15 protein-coding genes are annotated in these 20759 nt (G+C 65.0%); 12 read left to right on the forward strand and 3 right to left on the reverse strand.

Annotated features, from left to right (window positions below):
* Nucleotides 1–2: 2 nt before the first annotated feature.
* The 7 genes from treZ (at nucleotide 3) to V0R59_RS21875 (ending at nucleotide 11299) form a co-directional block, all read left to right on the forward strand.
* Nucleotides 3–1766, forward strand: a complete 1764-nt coding sequence (treZ, locus tag V0R59_RS21845; RefSeq protein WP_330076570.1) for a malto-oligosyltrehalose trehalohydrolase — start codon at nucleotides 3–5, stop codon at nucleotides 1764–1766.
* Nucleotides 1763–3829, forward strand: coding sequence for a 4-alpha-glucanotransferase (malQ, locus tag V0R59_RS21850; protein WP_330076569.1), 2067 nt, complete (start codon nucleotides 1763–1765; stop codon nucleotides 3827–3829). Before treZ ends, malQ begins: the two co-directional genes overlap by 4 nt.
* Nucleotides 3826–6618: a malto-oligosyltrehalose synthase gene (locus V0R59_RS21855; RefSeq protein ID WP_330076568.1), complete on the forward strand. Its 2793-nt coding sequence runs from the start codon at nucleotides 3826–3828 to the stop codon at nucleotides 6616–6618. The genes malQ and V0R59_RS21855 overlap by 4 nt, the downstream gene beginning before the upstream one ends.
* Entirely contained in the window at nucleotides 6615–6890 is a 276-nt protein-coding gene (locus tag V0R59_RS21860; RefSeq protein WP_330076567.1) for a DUF2934 domain-containing protein, read from the forward strand. The genes V0R59_RS21855 and V0R59_RS21860 overlap by 4 nt, the downstream gene beginning before the upstream one ends.
* Nucleotides 6891–6987: 97 nt before the next feature.
* The gene (gene glgX, locus V0R59_RS21865) at nucleotides 6988–9150 is read left to right on the forward strand and encodes a glycogen debranching protein GlgX (protein WP_330076566.1); all 2163 of its coding nucleotides are present in this window, start codon (nucleotides 6988–6990) and stop codon (nucleotides 9148–9150) included.
* 2 nt (nucleotides 9151–9152) lie between these two features.
* Nucleotides 9153–9941, forward strand: coding sequence for an endonuclease/exonuclease/phosphatase family protein (locus tag V0R59_RS21870; protein ID WP_330076596.1), 789 nt, complete (start codon nucleotides 9153–9155; stop codon nucleotides 9939–9941).
* Between the two features lie 299 nt (nucleotides 9942–10240).
* Nucleotides 10241–11299, forward strand: coding sequence for an autotransporter outer membrane beta-barrel domain-containing protein (locus tag V0R59_RS21875; protein ID WP_330076565.1), 1059 nt, complete (start codon nucleotides 10241–10243; stop codon nucleotides 11297–11299).
* Nucleotides 11300–11448: 149 nt separating this feature from the next.
* On the opposite strand, the gene V0R59_RS21880 is transcribed toward V0R59_RS21875, so the two are convergent.
* A complete protein-coding gene (locus V0R59_RS21880) occupies nucleotides 11449–12342 on the reverse strand; it encodes a universal stress protein (protein WP_330076564.1) in 894 nt (297 codons plus the stop codon).
* 116 nt (nucleotides 12343–12458) lie between these two features.
* Nucleotides 12459–12806, reverse strand: coding sequence for a hypothetical protein (locus V0R59_RS21885; protein ID WP_330076563.1), 348 nt, complete (start codon nucleotides 12804–12806; stop codon nucleotides 12459–12461).
* 303 nt (nucleotides 12807–13109) lie between these two features.
* Here V0R59_RS21885 and fdnG point away from each other — a divergent pair, with 303 nt between their 5' ends.
* From fdnG to V0R59_RS21910, 5 genes are all read left to right on the forward strand, one after another.
* Nucleotides 13110–16160, forward strand: coding sequence for a formate dehydrogenase-N subunit alpha (gene fdnG, locus V0R59_RS21890; RefSeq protein ID WP_330076562.1), 3051 nt, complete (start codon nucleotides 13110–13112; stop codon nucleotides 16158–16160).
* A gap of 10 nt (nucleotides 16161–16170) precedes the next feature.
* Nucleotides 16171–17064: a formate dehydrogenase subunit beta gene (gene fdxH / locus V0R59_RS21895; RefSeq protein WP_330076561.1), complete on the forward strand. Its 894-nt coding sequence runs from the start codon at nucleotides 16171–16173 to the stop codon at nucleotides 17062–17064.
* Nucleotides 17061–17702: a formate dehydrogenase subunit gamma gene (locus V0R59_RS21900; RefSeq protein WP_330076560.1), complete on the forward strand. Its 642-nt coding sequence runs from the start codon at nucleotides 17061–17063 to the stop codon at nucleotides 17700–17702. Before fdxH ends, V0R59_RS21900 begins: the two co-directional genes overlap by 4 nt.
* Nucleotides 17699–18586: a formate dehydrogenase accessory protein FdhE gene (gene fdhE / locus V0R59_RS21905; protein ID WP_330076559.1), complete on the forward strand. Its 888-nt coding sequence runs from the start codon at nucleotides 17699–17701 to the stop codon at nucleotides 18584–18586. Before V0R59_RS21900 ends, fdhE begins: the two co-directional genes overlap by 4 nt.
* Before the next feature lie 515 nt (nucleotides 18587–19101).
* On the forward strand, nucleotides 19102–19557 hold the full coding sequence (locus V0R59_RS21910; protein ID WP_330076558.1) for a P-loop NTPase family protein: 456 nt from the start codon (nucleotides 19102–19104) through the stop codon (nucleotides 19555–19557).
* A gap of 127 nt (nucleotides 19558–19684) precedes the next feature.
* Here V0R59_RS21910 and V0R59_RS21915 read toward each other — a convergent pair whose 3' ends face one another.
* A complete protein-coding gene (locus V0R59_RS21915; RefSeq protein ID WP_330076557.1) occupies nucleotides 19685–20569 on the reverse strand; it encodes a hypothetical protein in 885 nt (294 codons plus the stop codon).
* Nucleotides 20570–20759 lie beyond the last annotated feature (190 nt).

The following is a 20759-nucleotide window of genomic DNA, read 5'->3' on the forward strand; positions in this document are numbered from 1 at the left end:
CCATGGCGGCACTGCCCCTGCGTTTCAGCCACGGGGCGCTGGTGGAAGATGGCCAGCGCACCCGCTTCGCGTTGTGGGCACCGGATGCCCGCAGCGTCGAACTCGAACTGGACGGCGCCTCCTTCGCCATGGCCCCCGAGGCCGATGGCTGGTTCCGCCTGAACCGGCGCTGTCCCCTTGGCGCCCTGTATCGCTACCGCATCGATGGCGAGCTGTCGGTGCCCGACCCGGCCTCGCGCTTCCAGCCCCAGGGCGTGCACGGCCCGAGCCAGGTGCTGGCGCCGCAGCGCTATCACTGGCGCAACGCGCACTGGCGCGGCCGCCCCTGGCGCGAGGCGGTGATCCAGGAACTGCACGTCGGCCTGCTCGGCGGTTATGCCGGGGTCATGCGCGAACTGCCGCGCCTGGCCGAACTGGGCATCACCGCCATCGAGCTGATGCCGATCAACCAGTTTCCCGGAGAGCGCAACTGGGGCTATGACGGCGTGTTGCCGTTCGCCCCGCAGAACAGCTATGGCACCCCGGACGAGCTGATGGCGCTGATCGACCAGGCCCACGGCCTGGGCCTGATGGTGCTGCTCGACGTGGTCTACAACCACTTCGGCCCCGACGGCAACTACCTGCACCGCTATGCCGGGCGCTTCTTCCGCGAGGACCGGCAGACCCCATGGGGTGCGGCCATCGACTTCCGCCGCAGCGAAGTGCGGGACTTCTTCATCGAAAACGCCCTGATGTGGCTCAGCGACTACCGCTTCGACGGCCTGCGCCTCGACGCGGTGCATGCCATCGACGACCCGGACTTTCTCCGTGCACTGTCCGGCGCCGTGCGCCAGCACATCGGCGAGCAGCGCCATTGCTGGCTGGTACTGGAAAACGAAGCGAACCAGGCGCAACTGCTGGAGAGCGCCTTCGACGGCCAGTGGAACGACGACGGCCACAACACCCTGCACGTCATGCTCACCGGGGAAAAGGAAGGCTACTACGCCGACTTCCAGCAACCCACGGCACGCCTGGCTCGCTGCCTGGGCGAGGGCTTCGTCTACCAGGGCGAGACCAGCCACCATGGCACGCCCCGTGGCGAGTCCAGCGCGCACCTGGCGCCCAGCGCCTTCGTGCTATTCCTGCAGAACCACGACCAGACCGGCAACCGCGCACTCGGCGAACGCCTCCCGGCCCTCTGCCCGCCCCAGGCGCTGCGCGCAGCCACCACGCTGTTGCTGCTGTCGCCAATGATCCCGCTGCTGTTCATGGGTGACGAATGGGCCAGCGAGCAGCCGTTCCTGTTCTTCACCGACCATCACGACGAACTGGCCGATGCCGTGCGCGAAGGCCGCCGCGCCGAATTCAAGGGTTTCGCCGCCTTCGCCGATCCCGGGCAGCGGGCGCGGATCCCCGATCCCAACGCCCTGCAGACCTTCCTCGACTCGCGCCCCAGGCGCAACGCCCACAGCGGCCAGTGGGAAGACTTCCATCGCCAACTGCTGGAGCTGCGCCGCCAACACATCGTGCCGCGCCTGGACGGCGCCCGCGCCCTGGGCGCCGACGTCATCGGCGAACAGGCCGTCAGCGCGCGCTGGCGACTGGGCGACGGCAGCGAGCTGCGCATCGATCTCAACCTTGGTCCGGACCCGGTGCAAACGCACCTGCCGGATTCCCATCAACCGCTATTCAACTGCACCGAAGCAGTGCATCAACCCGGTACGCTGCACCCCAGCAGCGCCGTGGTCAGCCTGAGTCCAACCTCCGCAGCGGAGCCTGCCCCATGAGTGACCTGCATCTGCATTATCTGGCCCGACGCGCTGGCGTCGCAGTGGACTGGATCGACGCCAACGGGCGTGCGCAACAGGTCAGCGAGCCAAACCTGCGCCGGGTGCTCGGCGCCCTCGGCCACCCTGCCGACGATATCGAGAGCATCGAGCTCAGCCTGGAACGCCTGGAAGAACAGGAGGACGCGGCGCACCTGCCGCCCCTGTTGACCGTGGATGTCGATGCGGCCCTGGACCTGTCGCGCTGGTTCGATGGCGGCAGCCTGTGCCATGCCGCCCTCGAAGACGGCAGCGAGCAGGCCCTGCGCCTCGACCGCAGCGGCGTGCTGCCGGGGGGCCTGCCAATCGGCTATCACCAGTTGCGCATCAACGAACAGGCGTTCACCGTGGCGGTCGCCCCGCTGCGCTGCTACACCCTGGCCGATGCGCAAGACCAGGCCACCCCGCGCAGCTGGGGCATCGCCGCCCAGCTCTACAGCCTGCGCCGCCCCGGCGACGGTGGCTTCGGTGACTGCCTGGCCCTGGAAGCCCTGGCCCGCAGCGCCGCCGAGCGCGGTGCCGACGCCCTGGCGATCAGCCCGATGCACGCCATGTTCGCCAACGACAGCCACACCTTCAGCCCCTATTCGCCGTCCAGCCGGCTGTTCTTCAACGCGCTTTACGCAAGCCCCGAAATCCTCCTTGGCGAGCGCGCCGTGCGGGTGGCCCGGGAAGCCCTGGAACAGCCCTTCGACGAGCTGGAGCAACTGCCGCTGATCGACTGGCCCCACGCCGCTGCCGCCAAGCAGAAACTGCTGCGCGCGCTGTACCGGGATTTCAGCCGCGGCGAGCACCCGCAACGGGAAGACTTCACCAGCTTCCGCAAGGCTGGCGGCCAGGCCCTGGAAGACCACTGCCGCTACGAGGCCCTGCTCGACGCTGCCACCAGCCGCGGCAGCAGCGCCGACTGGCGGAACTGGTTCGATGGCTGGCGCGACCCGCGCAGCGCCGAGGTCGCCCAGTTCGCCGACAACTACCCTGCCGCCATCGAGTACTACGCCTTCTGCCAGTGGCTGGTGGCCCGCGGCCTGGAGCGGGTACAGCAAGCCGCCCGCGGCCAGGGCATGGCGCTGGGCCTGATCGCCGACCTCGCCGTCGGTGCCGACGGCGCCGGCAGCCAGGCCTGGAGCCGCCAGGACGAGCTGCTGGCCGAGGTGCATGTCGGCGCGCCGCCGGACATCCTCAACCGCGCCGGGCAGAACTGGGGCATCAGCGCCTTCTCGCCCCAGGGCCTGAAGCGCAACGGTTTCCGCGCCTTCATCGAGATGCTGCGGGCCAACCTGGCGCATGCCGGCGGCCTGCGCATCGACCATGTCATGGGCCTGTACCGGCTATGGCTGATCCCCGCCGGCGCTGCCGCCCCCGACGGCGCCTACCTGCACTACCCGCTGGACGACCTGCTGCGCCTGCTGGCCCTGGAATCGGTGCGGCATCGCGCGATCATCCTCGGCGAAGACCTCGGCACGGTGCCCGAGGGCCTGCGGGAAAAACTCGCGGCGCGGGGCATCCTCGGCATGCGCGTGCTGCTGTTCGAACAGGACCCGCCCGGGCGCTTCAAGCCGATCCTCGACTGGCCGGACAGCGCCCTGGCCACCAGCAGCACCCACGACCTGTCGCCGCTGGCCGGCTGGCTGGTGGCGCGGGACATCGAATGGAACCAGCGCCTGCAACTGATCGACGCCATCACCGAACGGGACTGGCGGGAAACCCGCCAGAGCGAAATCAAGGGACTGCGCCAATTGCTGGAAAGCAACTACCACCACGACCTGCCCGACAACGACGCGCTGATCGACGCCAGCGTGCGCTTGCTCGGCCACACCCGCGCGCCACTGGTGCTGCTGCCGCTGGAAGACCTGCTGGGGGTGGACGAACAGCCCAACCTGCCCGGCACCATCGACGGCCATCCCAACTGGTGCCGGCGCTTCGCCGCCCCCGCCCGCGAGCTGCTCGACGATGTCGATGCCGCGCGGCGCCTGGAACTGCTGGCGCAAGCCCGTGAACAGGCCTGGGAGCGCGACCGATGAAAGCCATGACCGCCACCCTGCGCCTGCAATTCCATGCCGGCTTCACCCTCGACGATGCGGTGCCGCTGGTGCCCTACTTCGCCCGCCTCGGCATCAGCCACGTCTACGCCTCGCCGCTGCTGCAGGCACGGCCGGGCTCGATGCACGGCTACGACGTGGTCGATCCGACCCGGGTCAACCCGGAGCTGGGCGGCGAGGCGGCGCTTGAGCGCCTGGTCGCCGCCCTGCGCCAGCACGGCATGGGCCTGCTACTGGACATCGTCTCCAACCACATGGCGGTGGGCGGCGAGCACAACCGCTGGTGGCAGGACCTGCTGGCCTGGGGCCGCAACAGCCGCTATGCCGAGTTCTTCGATATCCAGTGGCACTCCCCCGATCCGTTGCTGCGCGGGCAACTGCTGTTGCCGTTCCTGGGCGACGACTACGGCAAGGTGCTGCAGGCTGGCGAGGCGCCGCTGCGCTTCGAGGCTGACAGCGGGCGCTTCGTCGTCCATCACCATGAACACCGCTTCCCCGTCAGCCCGCCCGACTACGCGTTGATCCTCGCCGGCAGCCAGCTCGCCGACCTGCGCGAACTGGCCGGGCGCTTCGCCGCCGCCAGCAGCGCCGACGACGCCGAGCCGCTGCACACAATGCTCGCCAGCTTCGCCCGGCATGCCCAGCACGCAGTGGACATCGAGCGCCTGCTGGAAGGCTTCAATTCACGCCAGCCCGAGGGTTTCGAACGCCTGCACACCCTGCTCGAACGCCAGCACTATCGCCTGGCCAGCTGGCGCACGGCGGCGGACGACATCAACTGGCGGCGCTTCTTCGACGTCAACGAACTGGGCGGCCTGCGGGTGGAGAAACCGGCGGTGTTCGAGGCCACCCACGGCAAGCTCTTCGAGCTGATCGGCCGTGGCCTGGTGGACGGCCTGCGCATCGACCATATCGACGGCCTCGCCGACCCGCGCGGCTACTGCCGCAAGCTGCGCCGGCGGACCACCGCCCTGCTCGCGCAACGGCCCCTGGACGCGGCACTGGAGCACCTGCCGATCTATGTCGAGAAGATCCTCGGCGCGGGCGAGCGCCTGCACCGTGACTGGCAGGTGGACGGCACCACCGGCTACGAGTTCATGAACCAGGTCTCGCTGCTGCAGCACGATCCCGCCGGCGAGGAAGCGCTGGCGGCGCTGTGGCACGACCTGAGCGAGCGTCCGGCCTTCGCCGACGAGGTGCGCCAGGCCCGCCAGCTGGTGCTGCAGGGCACGCTGGCCGGGGATTTCGAGTCGGTGGCCCAGGCCCTGCTGCAGGTGGCGCGCAACGACGTGATGAGCCGCGACCTGACCCTGGGCGCCATCCGCCGCGCCTTGCAGGCGCTGGTGGAGCACTACCCGGTGTACCGCACCTATATCAACGCCTGCGGCCGCCCCGAACAGGACGAGGCCTTCTTCCAGCACGCCCTGGAACAGGCGCGGATCAGCCTTGGCGACGCCGACGCCGGGGTCCTCGACTACCTGCAGCGCTGGCTCGGCGGCGAGTCGTGGCGACGCCTGCCGCCCGGTCGTCCGCGCAAGCAGTTGCGCCATGCCTGCGTGCGCTTCCAGCAACTGACCTCGCCCACCGCCGCCAAGGCGGTGGAAGACACCGCGTTCTATCGCTCGGCAGTGCTGCTGTCGCGCAACGATGTCGGCTTCGATGCCGAGCGTTTCAGTGCCCCGCCGCAAGCCTTCCACGACAGCTGCCAGCAGCGCCTGGGGGACTTCCCGGACAACCTCCTGGCCACCGCCACCCACGACCACAAGCGCGGCGAAGACATGCGCGCCCGCCTGGCCGTGCTCAGCGAGCGCGCCAACTGGTACGCCAGCCGCGTCGAACACTGGCGCGAACTGGCCGAGCCGCTGCGCCAGGCACTGGCCGACGGGCCGGCGCCTTCGCCCGGCGACGAACTGATGCTGTACCAGACCCTGCTCGGCAACTGGCCGCTGGACCTGGGCGCGGACGATACCCTGGCCCTGCGCAGCTATGCCGAGCGCCTGCGCCAGTGGCAGGTCAAGGCCCTGCGCGAAGCCAAGCTGCGCAGCAGCTGGAGTGCGGCCAACGGCGCCTACGAAGACGCCTGCGCGGCCTTCCTCGACGCCATCCTGCTGGACAGCCAGTGCCAGCAACTGCGCCACTCCATCGCCGAGGCGGCCAATGCCCTGGCCTGCCCCGGCGCGCTGAACAGCCTGGCGCAGACCCTGTTGCGCATGACCGCCCCGGGGGTGCCCGACCTGTACCAGGGCGCCGAGTTCTGGGACTTCAGCCTGGTCGACCCGGACAACCGCCGCCCGGTGGACTTCGCCGCCCGGCGCCAGGCCCTGGACGACAGCCAGCCCGCCGCCGCACTGCTGGCCAGCTGGCGCGACGGCCGGCTCAAGCAGGCGCTGATCGGCCAGGTGCTGGAGCGGCGCCAGCGCTTCCCGGAACTGTTCCTGCGCGGCGACTACCTGCCGCTGCAGGTCGAGGGGCAACACGCCGAGCGCGTGCTGGCCTTCGCCCGCCTGCATGACGACCAACGTGCGGTCGTCATCCTTCCCCGCCTTGCCTGCCCCCTGCTCGGCAACCAGGCGCAACCGCTGATCCCGGCACAGAACTGGGGCGATACGCGGGTGCTGCTGCCGTTCGCCGTTTCGCCCGGAAACTGCACGGGACTTTTCGACCAGCGCGCAGTCACAAAAAACAGAGAGCTGTGGCTGAACACCGCGCTGCGAGAGTTTCCCGTGAATCTCTTCATTGATCACATCGAGTCACCAGGAGCGTACCCATGAGTGTCGAGGAAAAACGCATTCGCGAATTCGCCTATCAGATCTGGGAATCGGAAGGCAAACCGGAAGGCCAGGAAGAACGCCACTGGGACATGGCGCGCAAGCTGGCTGAAGCCGAGGCGCTGGCACCGAAGGCCAGCACCCCGCGCAAACCGCGCACGGCCTCGGCCAAGCCAAAGGCCGCACCGGCGCCGACCCTCGGCAGCAAGGCCGCGGCGACCAAGCCGGCGGCGCCGAAGAAACCCCGCGCGCCGAAGAAACCCGCCGCGCTCTGACGCCCCCGGCGCCCTCGATCGTTCTACCCGCCGTGGCGGCCTTCGGGCCGCCGCGCCGGGCAACTGTTCCCGAAATCCAGCGTTTTCCAGGTGACCAATGAGCCGTAGCAAAGAGACAACCGAAACCGTGCATCACGAACCGTCGCGCATCCGTGAAGGCCTGCCCTTCCCCCTCGGCGCCACCTGGGATGGCCTGGGGGTGAACTTCGCGATCTTCTCGGCCAACGCCACCAAGGTCGAGCTGTGCCTGTTCGATGCCAGTGGCGAGACCGAGATCGAGCGTATCGAGCTGCCGGAATACACCGACGAGATCTTCCACGGCTACCTGCCCGACGCCCATCCCGGGCTGATCTACGGCTACCGCGTGCACGGCCCGTACGAACCGCACAACGGCCATCGCTTCAACCCCAACAAACTGCTGATCGATCCCTACGCCAAGCAACTGGTGGGCACGCTGAAATGGTCGGAGGCGCTGTTCGGCTACACCATCGGCCACCCCGACGGCGACCTCAGCTTCGACGAGCGCGACAGCGCGCCCTTCGTGCCCAAGTGCAAGGTGATCGACCCGGCCTACACCTGGGGCCGCGACCAGCGCGTGGCCACGCCCTGGGAAAAGACCATCGTCTACGAGGCCCATGTACGCGGCATCAGCATGCGCCACCCGGCCGTGCCGGACGCTGCCCGCGGCACCTTCGCCGGACTGATGAACGACGAACTGCTCGGGCATATCAAGGACCTCGGCGTCACCGCCATCGAGCTGTTGCCGATCCACGCCTTCGTCAACGACCAGCACCTGCTGCAGAAGGGCCTGAACAACTACTGGGGCTACAACAGCATCGCCTTTTTCGCCCCGCATCCGCGCTACCTGGCCAAGGGCAAGATCGCCGAGTTCAAGGAGATGGTCGCGCACCTGCACGACGCCGGCCTGGAGGTGATCCTCGACGTGGTCTACAACCACACCGCCGAAGGCAACGAGCTGGGCCCGACCCTGTCAATGCGCGGCATCGACAACGCCTCCTACTATCGCCTGATGCCGGACGACAAACGCTACTACATCAACGACTCCGGCACCGGCAACACCCTCGACCTCAGCCACCCCTGCGTGCTGCAACTGGTGACCGACTCGCTGCGCTACTGGGCCGGCGAAATGCACGTGGACGGCTTCCGCTTCGACCTGGCGACCATCCTCGGGCGTTATCACGAAGGCTTCGACGAGCGCCACAGCTTCCTCGTCGCCTGCCGCCAGGACCCGCTGCTGCGCCAGGTCAAGCTGATCGCCGAGCCCTGGGACTGCGGCCCCGGCGGCTACCAGGTGGGCAACTTCGCGCCCGGCTGGGCGGAATGGAACGACCGTTTCCGCGACACTGTGCGGGCCTTCTGGAAAGGCGACGAAGGCCAGCTGGCCGACTTCGCCGCGCGCATGACCGCCTCCGGCGAGCTGTTCAACCGCCGCGGCCGGCGCCCCTACGCTTCGGTCAACTTCATCACCGCCCACGACGGCTTCACCCTGCGCGACCTGGTCTCGTACAACGACAAGCACAACGAGGACAACGACGAGAACAACCAGGACGGCAGCAACAACAACCTGTCCTGGAACCACGGCGTCGAGGGCCCGACCGACGATCCGGAGATCAACGCCCTGCGCCTGCGCCAGATGCGCAACCTGTTCGCCACCCTGCTGCTGGCCCAGGGCACGCCGATGATCGTTGCCGGCGACGAGTTCAGCCGCACCCAGCACGGCAACAACAACGCCTACTGCCAGGACAGCGAGATCGGCTGGATCAACTGGGACCTGGACGAGGACGGCAAGGACCTGCTGGCCTTCGTCAAGCGCCTCACCCGCCTGCGGCGGACCTACCCGATCCTGCGCCGCGCCCGCTTCCTGGTCGGCGACTACAATGAGGCGATCGGCGTCAAGGACGTCACCTGGCTGGCGCCGGATGGCAACGAGATGACCGTGGAACAATGGGAGGACGGCCAGGGCCGCTGCCTGGGCATGTTGATGGACGGTCGCGCGCAGGTCAGCGGCATTATCAAGCCGGGGGCCGACGCCACTTTGCTGCTGGTGGTCAACGCCCACCACGACACCGTGCCGTTCACCCTGCCGGAAGTGCCCGAGGGCGAGTACTGGAACTGCCTGGTCGACACCGACCAGCCGCACCGGCGCAAGCCGCGCAAGCACGAGTTCCGCAGCGCCTACGAGGTGACCGGGCGCAGCCTGTTGCTGCTGGAACTGCAACGCGACGAGGAGGCCATGTGAAGGTGACACCCCAGCGCCCGCAGACGCCCCCGCGCTCTGCGGCGCAAACGGTCAAGGCCCTCAAGGTGCTGACCATCAACACCCACAAGGGCTTCACCGCGCTGAACCGCCGTTTCATCCTGCCGGAGCTGCGCGAAGCCGTGCGCAGCACCGGTGCCGACCTGGTGTTCCTCCAGGAAGTGCTCGGTAGCCACGACCGCCATGCGGCCCGGCATGACGACTGGCCGCAGGTGTCGCAGTACGAGTTTCTCGCCGACAGCATGTGGACCGACTTCGCCTACGGGCGCAACGCGGTCTACCCCGACGGCGACCACGGCAACGCCCTGCTCTCGCGCTTTCCCATCGTGCAGTACCGCAACCTCGACGTGTCGATCACCGGCCCCGAGCGACGCGGCCTGCTGCATTGCGTGCTGGAAGTGCCGGGCCAGGCCGAGGTGCATGCCATCTGCGTACACCTGTCGCTGCTGGAGAGCCATCGCCAGCAGCAGCTCGGCCTGCTCAAGCGCCTGCTCGACAGCCTGGCGCCAGGGGCCCCGGTAATCATCGCCGGCGACTTCAACGACTGGAAGCTGCGCGGCAACCGCCTGCTCAACCAGCACCCCGACCTGCACGAAGCCTTCGAGCAGCACCATGGCATGCTCGCCCGCACCTATCCGGCCCGTTTGCCCTTGCTGCGCCTGGACCGGGTCTATCTGCGCAATGCCCGCAGCCATGCGCCGCGCATCCTTGGCAGCAAGCCTTGGACGCATCTTTCCGATCATTTGCCACTGGCGGTCGAGGTGCATCTCTAAAATGATTCGGAATAGCGCCACCGGGTTAAATCGCCGACCTCTCTATGGCGACTGAATTCACATTCAATTTCAACGACTTGATCCTGATAGCGAAACCCTCACGGGTTTTTCACGCAATCTTGACGCCCCCCTGCCGATCTCCTTGACTTCACCTTAGCGACATCCGTCCAGCACTCATTCCGAGCGTCTAGCTCGCGCCTTTCCGCGCGGGACGGGGTTCGCTTGCTGGTTTGGGTCGCCCCTCCTCGAGCCGTGACATCAGGCCAGAACCCCTGGCTGTTACTTTGAGGAGATCCGCCATGCAAAAACTGTCGAACCCTTCGGGCTTTGAATCGTTTTTCTTCGCGGTTTCCACGTCGCTGCTCCTGGCAACCCCGGTGGAATCGCAAGCACTCGACCTCGACGACCAGGATCCGGCCACGGCTTTCGCCGTGCCGGCCCTGACCCTGCAACCGGTGAGTTTCAGCGGCCTTGGCCGAGAGACCCTGGGCGCCTTTTCCGAGCGTCGAGCGCAACGCGACGTACTGGCGCCGCCGGAGATGCTGCAAAGCCAGTGGGCACAGTTCTTCCCCACGGCGGCACGCCCGGCGCCGGGCGAGGCACGCCTGGAGATGCCAGGTAACGACCTGCGCCTGAGTCCCGATCTGTTCGTCCGAGAAACGGCCGGTGGCAGTACCCACCGGGCGGGGATCTTCGTCGGTCACAGCAACCTGCAGAGCGGCTTCGACGGCCGGCGTCCGCAACTGGGCGACAAGGGCAGCAGCGTGCAGTTGCAGGGGGAAAGCGTCGGCATGTACTGGAGCATGCGTCATGAACAGGGCTGGCATGTGGATGCGGTGGCCATGGGCACCCGCTTCGACGCCAACGGGCGCAATGCCAGTGGCGAGCGCATCGATGGCGACGGGCATGCGCTGACCTTCTCGGTGGAGGGTGGCTTCCCCATCGGCCTGGGCAAGAACTGGGTGATCGAGCCGCAGGCGCAGTTGGTCAACCAGCAATACTTCGCCGCCAACCAGGCCCAGGCCGACGAGCTGCAAGCCTATGACGGGCAGCCGAGCTGGAGTGGTCGGGTCGGGGCGAAGCTGTCCGGGCACTATGTGGTCAGCGGCATGCCGATCGAACCGTTCGTGCGGACCAACGTCTGGTACGACTTCTCCAATGCCGACACGGTGACGCTGGACAAGGTCGACAAGATCAGCAGCGGGCGCAACTCCACCACGGTGGAGCTGGGCTTGGGGCTGGTGGCCAGGGTTACGCCGAAGGTGGCGCTGTTCGTCAGTGCCGACTACAGCAGTGATGTGGATGACAATGACCTGAACGGGTTGATTGGCAATCTGGGGGTGCGTGTCAGGTGGTGAACACCGATCACTGTGGGAATCTGCCCAGCACAGAGAACAGGTCTAAAGAGCAACGTGGACCCTGTGGGAGCGGGTTCACCCGCGATTGCGTCGGTGAATTCACTATCGCAATCGCGGGTAAACCCGCTCCCACAAGTTCCTGAGCTGCCTTACTGTCCGCGCACCGCCAGCACATTGCACGGCAGGTGCTGCAACACATGCTCCGTGGTACTCCCCAGCAACCCCTCCGCGCCCTTGCGCTGGCTGCTGCCCATGACGATCACGTCCGCCCGGTGATGCGCCGCATACTCGGCGATGGCATGGCTGGCCGGACCGGTAACGAAATGCCGATGGGCCTCCGGCACCCCGTGGCTCTGGGCCAGATGCTCGAACGCCAGTTGCGCCGAACGCCGCACCTCGCTATTGAACCCGGGCATGGTCACCGCCCCGGCGCCGAAATCGGCAACCCGCGTCTGCGCCACATCCCAGGCATGCAGCAGGTGCACGTCGGCATCGCACTGCACCGCCATGGCATTGGCTGCCTGGATCACCCGTTCGTTGATCCGCGTGTGCTGGCTGTCCGGGTGCAGGGTGTCCACCGCCGCGATGATCACCCGCGGCAACGGGCAGCGCACATCGCTGACCAGGTGCAGCGGCACCGCGCAGTCGCGCAGCAGCTGCCAGTCCGGCGGGGTCAGGAATACCCGGCGCAAGGCTGATTCGTGATGGACATCCTTGATCACCAGGTCTGGCTGCATCTCTTCGACATGCTCGATCATGTCCTTCATCACCTGGCGGCTGACCTGCACCTCGCAGGTCACCTCCAGGCCGTCATGGCGCAGTTGCGCGGCTTCGTCGCGCAGCCAGGTCCAGGCGTCCTGCTCCATCGACTGGCGCAGCGCCGTGCCCGAGGCCATGCGCCCGAGCAGGTCGCCTTCCTCGATGAACACGGCAAGGTGCAGGGCGGCATCGGTGGCCCTGGCGATCGCCACGGCCCGCTCCAATGCCGGGGTATGGTGCAGGCTGGGCGAGGCGATCATGAAAAGTCGTTGATACTGGCGCATCAGACACCTCCAACGGGTAGTCCGCTTGCCCCATCCTGGGAAGATCAACGCGCCCGGCCTGGGGCGGTGGCGCCAGTGCCTGATGCACCGGCGGCGTCTTCAGTATATGCCGCGGTTCAGAGACAGGTAGCCAGGGCTGCCATACGGCGCTGGGCCAGCGGCCCCTTGGTCTTGGCGTAGTACTTGACCACGCTGCCCTCGCCGCCGGCGGCGATATCGGCGAAGAACTCGGCGCCACGGGTGGAGACCACGATCAGCTCCTTCTCCCGCTCCAGGTAACCACTGGCATCGACACCGAACACCGCCTCGTCCTGCCAGCTGAACTGCACGCACTCGGCGACCTTGGCTGCTTCTTTGGTCGAATTGAAAATCCTGTCCGGTTGGCCAGACCGCGCGTCGTTGATCACCGACGAGGCGCAGCCCGCCAGCAGCATCGCGGCGAAGATCGCCAGTCCTGTACGCATGTTCCACCTCATCGAGCGCAAAAAAGGAGGCGACTGTAGCACCGCCGGGCCCGTCGCCGAAAACCCTGTTTTTTGTGCGTCAATAGATGGCATCGATCAGCCCATCAAGAAGGTCGATTAGTCACACAAAAAACAGGGGCATACACTGCGCGCGAATACGCCTGCAGGCCGCCAGAAGAGCGGGCCACCGCGTATTCCCTGCATGCTTTGGCCTGAAGACCACTGACCGATCCTGACGCTTTTACCGGCGGGCGCCCGCGTGCGCGCCGCACGCCCAGGCTCGGCCGCAACAAGGAGATGATCATGGGACTGGGTAGACGACAGTTCTTCAAACTGTGCACCGTGGGCGCCGCCACCGCGACCTGCGCGACCCTGGGCTTCGCCCCGGGCATGGCCCAGGCGACCCAGTCGCGCCAGTACAAACTGCTGCGGGCCAAGGAAACCCGCAACAACTGCACCTACTGCTCGGTGGGCTGCGGCCTGCTGATGTACAGCCTCGGCGACGGCGCGAAGAACGCCAAGGCGCGGATCTTCCATATCGAGGGCGACCCGGACCATCCGGTCAGCCGCGGCTCGTTGTGCCCGAAAGGCGCCGGCCTGGTCGACTACATCCACAGCGAGCAACGCCTGCTCTACCCCGAATACCGCGCGCCGGGCTCGGACAAATGGCAGCGGGTCAGCTGGGAGTACGCCATCGAGCGCGTCGCCCGCCTGCTCAAGGACGACCGCGACGCCAACTTCATCGAGAAGAATGCCAAGGGCACCACGGTCAACCGCTGGCTCAGCACCGGCATGCTCTGCTCGTCGGCGGCCAGCAGCGAAACCGGCTCGCTGGACCAGCGCTTCACCCGCGCCCTGGGCATCCTCGGCACCGACAGCCAGGCCCGGGTCTGCCACGCCCCCACCGTCTCGGCCCTGGCGCCGACCTTCGGCCGCGGCGCGATGACCAACAACTGGGTCGACATCAAGAACGCCAACGTGGTGCTGATCATGGGTGGCAACCCCGCCGAGGCGCACCCGGTGGGCTTCAAGTGGGTGATCGAGGCGAAGATCCGCAACGGCGCCAAGGTCATCGTCGTCGACCCGCGCTTCAACCGCAGCGCCGCCGTGGCAGACATCTACGCGCCGATCCGCGCCGGCTCCGACGTGACCTTCCTGATGGGCATGGTCAACTGGCTGATCACCAACGACAAGATCCAGCACGAGTACGTGCGCGCCTACACCAACGCCAGCCTGATCGTGCGCGAGGACTACCACTTCGACGAAGGCCTGTTCAGCGGCTACGACGCCAGCAAGCGCAGCTACGACCGCAGCTCGTGGAACTACGAGCTGGACGAGAACGGCCACGCCCGGCGCGACATGAGCCTGAGCCACCCGCGCTGCGTGTGGAACCTCCTCAAGGCCCACGTCTCGCGCTACACCCCGGAGATGGTCAGCAACGTCTGCGGCACTTCGCAGGAAGACTTCCTGCAGATCTGCGCGATCCTCGGCGAGACCAGCGCCCCGGACAAGACCGCCACCTTCCTCTACGCCCTCGGCTGGACCCACCACACCAACGGCGCGCAGATGATCCGCGGCTCGGGGATGATCCAGCTGCTGCTGGGCAACATCGGCATGGCCGGCGGCGGCGTCAACGCCCTGCGCGGCCACTCCAACATCCAGGGCTACACCGACCTCGGCCTGCTCTCCCTGCGCCTGCCGGGCTACATGAACCTGCCGTCCGACGCCCAGGCCGACCTGGCCACCTACCTCAAGCAGACCACGCCGGCCGCGCTGCTGCCGGAGCAGGTCAACTACTACAAGAACACGCCGAAGTTCTTCGTCAGCCTGATGAAGAGCTTCTGGGGCGACAAGGCCACCAAGGACAACGACTGGGGCTTCGACTGGCTGCCGAAGTGGGATGACAGCTACGACGTCATCAACTTCACCAACCGCATGTACGAAGGCAAGGTCAACGGCTACATCGCCCAGGGCTTCAACCCGGTGGCCGCCTTCCCGGACAAGAACAAGGCCCAGGAAGCCCTGGCCAAGCTCAAGTTCCTGGTGATCATCGACCCGCTGGCCACCGAGACCTCCAGCTTCTGGAAGAACCACGGCGAAGAGCACAACGTCGACACCGCGGCGATCCAGACCGAGGTGTTCCGCCTGCCCTCCTCCTGCTTCGCCGAGGAAGACGGCTCCATCGTCAACTCGTCGCGCTGGCTGCAATGGCACTGGGCCGGAGCCGCGCCGCCCGGCGAGGCCTGGCACGACGGCAAGATCCTCGGCCACCTGTTCATGAAGCTGCGCGAGCTCTATGAAAAGGAAGGCGGCGCCAACCCTGCGCCGATCCTCAACATGGCCTGGGACTACGCCGACCCGCTGGACCCCAAGCCGGAGGAAGTGGCCAAGGAATCCAACGGCCGCGCCCTCGCCGACCTGCACGACGAGCAGGGCAACCTGATCCTGCGCAAGGGCCAGTTGCTCGACAACTTCGGCCAGCTGCGCGATGACGGAAGCACCGTGTGCTTCAACTGGATCTTCGCCGGCTCCTGGACCGAGCAAGGCAACCAGATGGCCCGCCGCGACAACAGCGACGTTGGCCTCGGCAACACCCCCGGCTGGGCCTGGGCCTGGCCGCAGAACCGCCGCGTCCTGTACAACCGCGCCTCCGCCGACCCGGCCGGCAAGCCCTGGGACCCGAAACGCCAGCTGATCGGCTGGGACGGCGCGCGCTGGAGCGGCGTCGACGTACCCGACTTCGTCCCGAGCATCGCCCCGGGCACGGCTACCTGCCCGTTCATCATGCTGCCGGAGGGCGTCGGCCGCCTGTTCTCCGGCGGCTCGCTCAACGACGGGCCGTTCCCCGAGCACTACGAACCCACCGAAAGCCCGCTGGCCAGCAACCCGCTGCACCCGGCCGTGACCTACAGCCCCACCGCGCGGGTGTACGAGCACGACCGCTCGCGGATGGGCAAGCGCGAGGAGTTCCCCTACGTCGCCACCACCTACTCCATCACCGAGCTGTTCCGCCACTGGACCAAGCACTCGCGGCTCAACGCGATCATCCAGCCGGAGCAGTTCATCGAGATCGGCGAAAAGCTCGCCGCGGACAAGGGCATCCAGCACGGCGACCGGGTCAAGGTCAGCACCAAGCGCGGCTACATCAAGGCCAAGGCCGTGGTCACCAAGCGCATCCAGCGCCTGACCATCGACGGCCAGGCCGTCGACACCATCGGCATCCCCTGCCACTGGGGCTACGAAGGCAGTACGCGCAAGGGCTTCCTGGCCAACACCCTGACCCCGGGGGTCGGCGATTCCAATACCCATACGCCGGAATACAAGGCGTTTCTCGTCAACGTGGAAAAGGTCTGAGGGCTAACGCATGTCATACCAGTCCCAGGACATCATCAAACGCTCCGCCACCAGCAGCCTGACCCCGCCGCCCCAGGCACGCAGTCACCAGGCCGAGGTGGCCAAGCTGATCGACGTGAGCATCTGCATCGGCTGCAAGGCCTGCCAGGTCGCGTGCAACGAATGGAACGACCTGCGCGACGAGGTCGGCCACAACGTCGGCGTCTACGACAACCCCGCCGACCTCTCGGCGGACACCTGGACGCTGATGCGCTTCGACGAAGTGGAAAACGAAAGCGGCCGCCTCGAATGGCTGATCCGCAAGGACGGCTGCATGCACTGCGCCGACCCGGGCTGCCTCAAGGCCTGCCCGCAGCCGGGAGCGATCATCCAGTACGCCAACGGCATCGTCGATTTCCAGTCCGAGCACTGCATCGGCTGCGGCTACTGCATCGCCGGCTGCCCGTTCGACGTGCCGCGAATCAGCCAGAAAGACAACAAGGCGTACAAATGTACTCTTTGCGTCGATCGGGTATCGGTCGGCCAGGAACCGGCCTGCGTCAAGACCTGCCCCACCGGCGCGATCAACTTCGGCGGCAAGGCCGAGATGCAGGAAGTGGCGGCCGGGCGCGTGCGCGAGCTGCAAGGCCGCGGCTTCGCCGGCGCCGGCCTGTACGACCCGCAGGGCGTGGGCGGCACCCACGTCATGTACGTGCTGCAGCACGCCGACAAACCGCACCTGTACCACAAGCTGCCCACCGACCCGCGCATCAGCGGTGCCGTGCAGGGCTGGAAAGGCTGGCTCAAGCCGGTTGCGGCGGTGGCCTTCTTCGCCACCCTTGCCGGCACGGTGTTCCACTATGTCGGCGTCGGCCCGAACGAAGTGGACGAGGACGAGAAACACGACGAGGAGACCCACGCATGAACAAGGACAAGATGATCCTGCGCACGCGCTTCATCGAGCGCGCCAGCCACTGGCTGATGGTGATCTGCTTCTTCACCGTCGCCCTGTCCGGGCTGTCGTGGTTCTTCCCCTCGCTCAACGGCCTCAACGCCGTGTTCGGCACGCCGCAGATGGCGCGCATCCTCCACCCGTTCTTCGGCGTGGTGGTGTTCCTGCTGCTGGTGTTTTTGTTCATCCGCTTCGTGCGCTACAACCTGCCGGAACCGGAGGACCGCCTGTGGTTCAAGAACGTTCCGCAGGTACTGGCCGGCAAGCATGAGCCACAGTTGCAGATCGGCAAGTACAACGCCGGGCAGAAGGTGCTGTTCTGGGGAATCATGGGGTTGATCAGCGTGCTGCTGGTGAGCGGCGTGGTGATCTGGCGGCCCTGGTTCGCGCCGCTGTTTTCCATTCCGGTGATCCGCATCGGCTTGCTGGTGCATGCCATGGCGGGGATCGGCCTGATCCTGCTGGTGATCGGCCATGCGTACCTGGCGTTCTGGGTGAAGGGCTCGATTCGCGGGATGGTCACCGGCTATGTGTCGCATCGCTGGGCCAGGACCCACCATGACCGCTGGTATCGGCAGATCAGCGCCAAACAGGGTGGGAAAGGCAAATGAACAGTATCCGCATGACGCCGCTGGAGGGTGGCCAGGCTGCCGTGGGTGAGATCATTCCGGTGCTGTTGCCGTTTCCCGGCGGGGACTACCTGAGACGGGCGGCGCGGCTGCGGGTGCTGGCGGTTGGGCATCCGATGGCGGGTTACCTGGACTTCGTCGCCGGGTTGGTGGAGACCCAGCAGTACCTGCTGCAACGCATGCCGCTGCCACCTGCCTTATTGGCGGGTTTGCCAGCGCTGCTCGACAGTGACGGCGCGCCGCTGGACTGCCAGCGGCATGTGCGCCATCCGCACTGGCGCGCGTTGCTGCGCGGGCTCGGGGAAACCATCGAGCATGCGGTGCTGGAGGATCTGCTGGCCGAGGAAGACTGGCGGCTGGAAGCCTATGCCGACTCGCTGCTGCGCGGCGACTATCACCAGGTGAATAGTGGCGAGGCGCTGTTCGTCTGGGCGGCGTTGTCGTTGTACTTCAGCCAGCTGGCCGCGCATCTGCCGGCGGCGGGCAAGGCCCATGGCGAGGGGCGGCAGCATTGTCCGGTGTGCAACAGTGTGCCGGTGGCCAGCAGTATCCAGACCGGCGCGCAGGCCGGGTTGCGGTATCTGCACTGCGGGTTGTGCGAGAGTCGCTGGCATATGGTGCGGGTGAAGTGCAGCAACTGCGAGGGGACTGGGGCGCTGGATTACTGGTCGCTGGATTCGGAGCGGGCGGTGGTGAAGGCGGAGAGTTGTGGGGAATGTGAGAGTTATTTGAAGGTGTTTTATCCGGAGCATGATCGGGAGCTGGAGGTGTTGGCGGATGATCTGGCGACGTTGGGGTTGGATGCAGAGGTGGAGCGGGAGGGGTTTGGGCGGAGTGGTGTGAGTCCGTTTTTGTTTCCGGGTTGAGCCACGATCTCGCGGCTGAACCAGGCCCCTGCGAGAGCCGCCGCTAGAGCCACCGTGGGAGCGAGCTTGCTCGCGAAGGGCCGCAAAGCGGCCCCAAAACCATCCCCTTTCAATGTGTCAGACAAGTCGCGGACTTAGGTTTTCCGACGGCCTGTGGGAACTGGCTTGCCGCTGATAAGCATGGCTATCTACACATATCCTGCCGTACCTAAATAGCCGGACAGCCGCGATCCTGTAGGAGCGGATTCATCCGCGATTGGCCGCAAAGCGGCCATAAAACCTGCCTCTTCGGTGCATCAGACAAACCCGGGACTCAGGATTTGCAACGGCTGCGCCGCCTATCGAGGCGGTCCAGCCTCCCGATTAATCTTCCACTCCAACAGCTTTGCAACGCACCAAAGTCGTGTGGATACCCATGCAGCGATTTGGCCCGACAGAACGACACGACTGTAAGGTCAACGCAGAAGTAAGGTATGTTCCCTCCCCGAAACCGGCTGGCATTCATGGAGGAACAAATGCGGATCTACATTACAGGTGCATCCTGTGCAGGCGTGACCACCCTGGGACAGAACCTTGCCGGGCAACTCGGGCTGCGTCATGTGGATGTCGACGATTACTACTGGATGCCCACAGACCCGCAGTTCACCACCAAGCGGCCGGTCAGCGAACGCGCTCCGCTGCTACAGCAAGCACTCGGCCAGGACGATTGGGTACTGACCGGGTCCTGCATGGTCTGGGGGGATGAACTACTGGCGCATGTCGACCTGATCGTGTTCGTGGTTACGCCAACAGCTGTCCGCCTTGAACGTCTGGCGGCTCGTGAAAAGGCTCGCTTTGGGGATCGCATTGCTCCGGGTGGGGACATGCATGAAATACATGTGGGGTTCAGGGAGTGGGCTTCGCAGTACGACAATCCGGAGTTCTCGGGGCGCCGAATCAAACGGGACAGATTTAGTTTTAAAGATCACTGATAAAAATAAATCCGTCCCGTTTTTGCTAAAAATGGTTTGTCTATAAAAGAGCGTGCAAAAGTGGATGGATCTATTTTTTCGTTGGTGCGAACACCCAAATAAATCCACCATTTTTCAAGAGCATTGACTACGCCATTTTAAAAAGTCGTGATAACTCCAGCGCGTAGCTATCAGCCGCCCAGTACGCGATTTTTTTACACAAATTAAACTCCTCTGAGCCAACAGTTAGCTCGCCGTGAGCCAAGTCATTGCGAACATCTGCAAGCTGAATAGACTTTTGCAGATCAAATTCATTATTCATAGCCAGTAACAAGAAGTAGATTTTTGTACGCTGACTACCTTTGGTGCTTAGCCCAAACTTTGCAAGATCTTCAGCGATTGTGTTTGACGACGGTATCGATCTCGCCGAGGCGAGATCATCTGATATTATTTCCAATATATTATAGTAAGATAAGAAACTAAATCTTCTTGAAATATCCTCCAACTCGAGAGACTCCTTGAGTCGACGCCTTAGGGCCGCGCATTTTTTTGAACGCTTATCAGTGCGAACCGCTGCCACCTCGTAAGCTTCGATAACTTCATGTATGTTTTGATGAGGAAGTTCGCTATGGATTCTTTGCATAACCATAGAACCACCACCAGCGATTGATGTAATCCACTCGCCCTCATACTCCTCCCACTGAAGATAATCGAGAGGAAGCCTATACCTAAAACCAAGAACAGGCATTATTCGATCTAAACACTCTGAGAGATCAAAATTATTGCCATTCCTATGAGATTGCTGGGTAGATACCACCTCACAGTTAAATGCGGACGGAAAACCGCCCTCGTATCGCAACTCCTTTTGATCTGCTGATAGCGGTGTCAACTCCACCTCAAACCCATTGAATTCAAAACCAGCAGTAACCTCCAATATATTGTCAGAGTATACGACCGCCTTAAGCTTGTAACGACTTGGCTTTATACCCCTTTCATAGTAATCCAGCCATTTTTTTGCATCTTCTTTATTCAATTCCATCCTCCTATTCATTTGAGCAAACAAGAAATGGCACAGATTTATTCTTCAGAAATACGGCCTTAAAAATAATCCCCCCCTTTCCTCGCACCTTCTTTTCACAACAATAATCGCAATCACCCTCGAGACTTCACACCCATGACCAAAAACGGGACAGATTTATTTTTCAAGGATCATTGATAAAAAT

This window comes from Pseudomonas ulcerans (assembly GCF_036324125.1).
Taxonomy (GTDB): domain Bacteria; phylum Pseudomonadota; class Gammaproteobacteria; order Pseudomonadales; family Pseudomonadaceae; genus Aquipseudomonas; species Aquipseudomonas ulcerans.